We start from the raw sequence: 3,645 nt of genomic DNA on the forward strand, positions 1-3,645 counted from the left end.
TATGTCTTTCAGACATGGCCAGTAAAAGCGCCTTATAGGCGCAGAGCAAACCACCAGTTCTACTGGTGGTTATGATTATAAGTTTATTCCCCATCCGGACGAGCATCCTCTATCAATTGGTCCATACCTTCAATACCTTCTTCTTTAATCTGCTGCAGCTCCTCAGTAAATGCACTGCCGACTTCCCGTGAGCGGTCATAGTTAGCCGTCGCCATGTTTTTCAAGAGGCCAAGTTGATTATAAGTGATTTTTTCTTCTTCAAGCAGCACATTCATCGCATTGTATTCAGAATTTACTTGGACTTGCGCGTTATTGTTCCAAGCAATACTGAAATTATTGATGTCCATGGTCGCATGAACACTTGTCCAGTTGCGGTCATTTAAAGCACCGACTCTCCATTGCTGCCATTTTTGAAGGATGTCTTCTGTGCGTCCGAACTCATCGCGTAGACCTTCTGCATTTTGAACGTTTGTGTATGTTCCATTTGCTTCTTTCGCCACTTCTTTGAGCTGTTGCTGTGCTTCTGAGTCAGCGTTAAAGCCGATAACATTGATGATAGGGGAAATGTTACTCCCGGCAAAGTCTTTCGCAGCGGCAACTGGGTCTCCGTCACATGTTTCAATGCCGTCACTCACAAGATAGATGAGATTCGTATTAGTCTCACCAGCTAAGCCCTCAAAGCTTTGTGCTGCAGATTCTAGTGCACCGGCGATTGGTGTCCAGCCAGCAGGTTGAAATTGATTCATTGCTTCCTGGAAAGCCGCTTCATCATAAGGGCCTCGCTCATAGATTTCTTCGATAGCCTCACATGACATCGCTTTATCCGCACTATCGCTCGTTCCTTTATGACCATAAATGCGTAGTGAAACGTTAGAGTCTTCAGGAGCTGAAGCAAGGAAGTTCTGAATTTCTCGCTTCGCTTGATCCATCCGCGTCTCGCCACCACCAGCATCTGCAGCCATAGAACCACTAGCATCTAGAATGATTTCTAGATTATAATTCTCTTTAAATTCATACCGTCTATCTGCTTCCGGCATTCCGTCCATATCAAACCGTGCCGCATCCAGTACAGTAGAAGGGTCAGGTAGACTGATCCTTGTGATGTTATAAACGTGGCGATAGTAGAGTTCGAGCTCCTCTTCTGTGGCATTCTCAGGCAGTGCCGGAATATCACCGAACAGGTCTAAGAAAGCCACTTGGGACTCTTCACTTCGTCCAATTGTTTCGTTATTTAAAAGGCCCGCGCCTTGTTGAACAAAATCTTGCGGTTCCGTTGGAAGCAAGGGAAGATCCATCTCCTCCAGTTCAGCCAATGGACCTTCTGCATCAGTTTCCATCTCTGTCGGTTCCGTTGTTGGTTCTTCTTCACCTACAGTATTTTCTGTAGTAGCGGGTGTGTCTGTCTGTGATTCCTCATCGTTTTGGCAACCTGCCAGCGTCATACTAAGTGCGATGGCTGCGAATCCTAATCTGATTTTCATCTATCTCTCTACTTTCATGAATAGTGTGAAAAATTCCGATTATATACAAATTATACGGTTTACGAAGGAATTGGTTTCATTTTCTTGTATTACCCAGAAGAAGGAGCTTTAAACTGTAAGTGTTTTTTCCCGAAAACTAGTTCTAAATTTGGAGGTGCACCATGATTTATATCGAGACCCCGAGATTAATAGTGCGTGATTGGAAAGACACGGATTTAGAGCCTTTCCGACAACTGAATGCAGATGAAGAAGTGATGAGATTTTTCCCAAAAACATTATCAAAAAGAAGAATCCGATGCCTTTTGTCAGGCCATCATTGCTGAGATCAAAGAGTGCGGGTACGGATTGTATGCTGTGGAAGTGAAAGCGACAAATGAGTTCATCGGCTTTATTGGATTTCACACAGCCACGTTCGAATCTGATTTTACACCCTGTATCGAAATTGGCTGGAGATTGAAAAAAGAAGCGTGGGGTAAAGGGTATGCAACCGAGGGAGCAAAAGCTTGTCTAGAGTATGGATTTGAGGAATTAGGTTTTGACGAGATTTACAGCTTCACTGCAGATATCAACGAGCCTTCGAAGCAAGTGATGAGAAAATCGGGCTCAAGTTTGTGAAGGAGTTTGATCATCCTAAAGTTGATCCAGATAGTACGTTAAGGGAACATGTTTTGTATCATGTTCTGAGGAACGTTTGGCTAAAAGAATAGTAGATAAAGCGCAGAGTTAAACACGAGTCTTTTATTTAGGTTCGTGTTTTTTATATTGATTTGACTGGAATATATTTCACTAATTTCCTATATGTGATTTTATAAATGGAATATAATGCTATAATCAATTTAATTTCAATAAGTAATGATTTGATTGGGGGAGTAAATGATGGCTAGTGATCTACTTAATTTAATGATGTACATTGTTTATCTTCCCATCATCATTCTCATCCATGAACTTGGCCACGCTGCATTTGTTGTCCTGTTTGGACGCAATGTAACAGAAGTGAGTATAGGTCGCGGGGAAGAAGCCTTTCGATTTGGTAAGTTCGTGTTGTATAAAAGCCGGGTTTTGTGCATGGGAAGATATAGATTCTCTCGCAGAGTATAAACAACTTCTCATTTATATGGGAGGAATCATTTTTAATCTAGCTACTGCAACTACTGTGTGGATTTTTGGGGAGGCGCAGTATGCAGATTGGTATAGGTCATTTATTGTTGCCTCTTACTTTATGGCAGTACTCAATTTACTTCCAATCGTTTATAAAAATCTAAATTTGAAATCAGATGGTCTTCAATGCTTGGAACTCATTAAATCAACTGGAGGAAAATAAATGAGCGATTTAGAGTTTATGACGTCGTATGTAGATCATCTGAGTTTAGCACTTCTAGTATCAATCTTCAGCTTAATCGCTTCCGGTATTTTCAAGTCTAGAACGGATCTGATCTGGCTACTCAGTACAACTTTACTGTTAATTCTCTTTTCAAGCTTACTTGTCACCAATATGGAGTACATAGCAGAGAATCTTTCAACCGACTTCTATGTGATGTTCATCGCATACATCGCTCTTGTCATCATCTTCATTCGGAATTTGTATGTGTATTTCAGAAATCGGAAAAGAACAAAATACAATACTAATAAGGAAGTTTAGATAGTGTACTTTTTACTACCTCTTTAGCTACTAATAATAGTTGGAACATTATCAGTAGCGACAATTACTCGAACTAAAGTGGTTATGTGTTGATTGGGTAAAACCGTACCTGTGCCTCACACAATTCAACAATCTTAATTTAATAAGGTTTGCTCTATATAGTTATAGAATTGCAATGCAAACTCAGAATCATTGGGTACACTGTTACCTTAGAATAAAACGCTTAATTTAACAGTAATTGATTATGAATCTAGAGGATCAAAAAATTCTAGTAAATGGAAACGGAAGAGCAGTTTTTGTTGGAATTACATTTGATATATACTGAAAACTACTATATGATACTCTTATACAATAACGCCCGAAATAAAACGGGAGAGGTTCATAGCTACTACCCTCTATAAAAAACTATGGAAACATGACTATTCGCCATGTCCATATAGGACGTGGCTTTTTTTAAAAGATAAGAAAGTATATAATTTTTGATGCCATGAGCCCAGTGTTCATGGTATTTTGATTTTATGGAGA

Annotated in this window: 3 protein-coding genes, 1 pseudogene and 1 riboswitch; of the genes and pseudogenes, 3 read left to right on the forward strand and 1 reads right to left on the reverse strand. The window is 40.0% G+C overall.

All coding sequences use genetic code 11. From position 1 onward, the window contains the following. Positions 1 to 83 precede the first annotated feature (83 nt). The gene (locus AB5N96_RS13350; protein ID WP_499705751.1) at positions 84 to 1,481 is read right to left on the reverse strand and encodes a VWA domain-containing protein; all 1,398 of its coding nucleotides are present in this window, start codon (positions 1,479 to 1,481) and stop codon (positions 84 to 86) included. 161 nt (positions 1,482 to 1,642) lie between these two features. On the opposite strand from AB5N96_RS13350, the pseudogene AB5N96_RS13355 reads away from it, so the two are divergent. The 3 genes and pseudogenes from AB5N96_RS13355 (at position 1,643) to AB5N96_RS13365 (ending at position 3,120) form a co-directional block, all read left to right on the forward strand. Then, positions 1,643 to 2,188 (forward strand): annotated as a pseudogene (locus tag AB5N96_RS13355) (GNAT family N-acetyltransferase). A 169-nt stretch (positions 2,189 to 2,357) separates the two neighbouring features. After that, the gene (locus AB5N96_RS13360) at positions 2,358 to 2,579 is read left to right on the forward strand and encodes a site-2 protease family protein (RefSeq protein ID WP_204589975.1); all 222 of its coding nucleotides are present in this window, start codon (positions 2,358 to 2,360) and stop codon (positions 2,577 to 2,579) included. A 223-nt stretch (positions 2,580 to 2,802) separates the two neighbouring features. Then, entirely contained in the window at positions 2,803 to 3,120 is a 318-nt protein-coding gene (locus AB5N96_RS13365; protein WP_204589976.1) for a hypothetical protein, read from the forward strand. A gap of 368 nt (positions 3,121 to 3,488) precedes the next feature. After that, a riboswitch (PreQ1 riboswitch) is annotated at positions 3,489 to 3,535 on the forward strand. Positions 3,536 to 3,645: the final 110 nt, after the last annotated feature.

The organism is Chryseomicrobium imtechense, assembly GCF_041475995.1.
Lineage (GTDB): Bacteria > Bacillota > Bacilli > Bacillales_A > Planococcaceae > Chryseomicrobium > Chryseomicrobium aureum.

What these genes read in the sequence shown, in the direction of transcription:
- AB5N96_RS13360 (WP_204589975.1), top strand. Translation starts at nt 2,358, where the DNA reads ATGGCTAGTGATCTACTTAATTTAATGATGTACATTGTTTATCTTCCC.
- AB5N96_RS13365 (WP_204589976.1), top strand. Translation starts at nt 2,803, where the DNA reads ATGAGCGATTTAGAGTTTATGACGTCGTATGTAGATCATCTGAGTTTA.
- AB5N96_RS13350 (WP_499705751.1), bottom strand. Translation starts at nt 1,481, where the DNA reads ATGAAAATCAGATTAGGATTCGCAGCCATCGCACTTAGTATGACGCTG.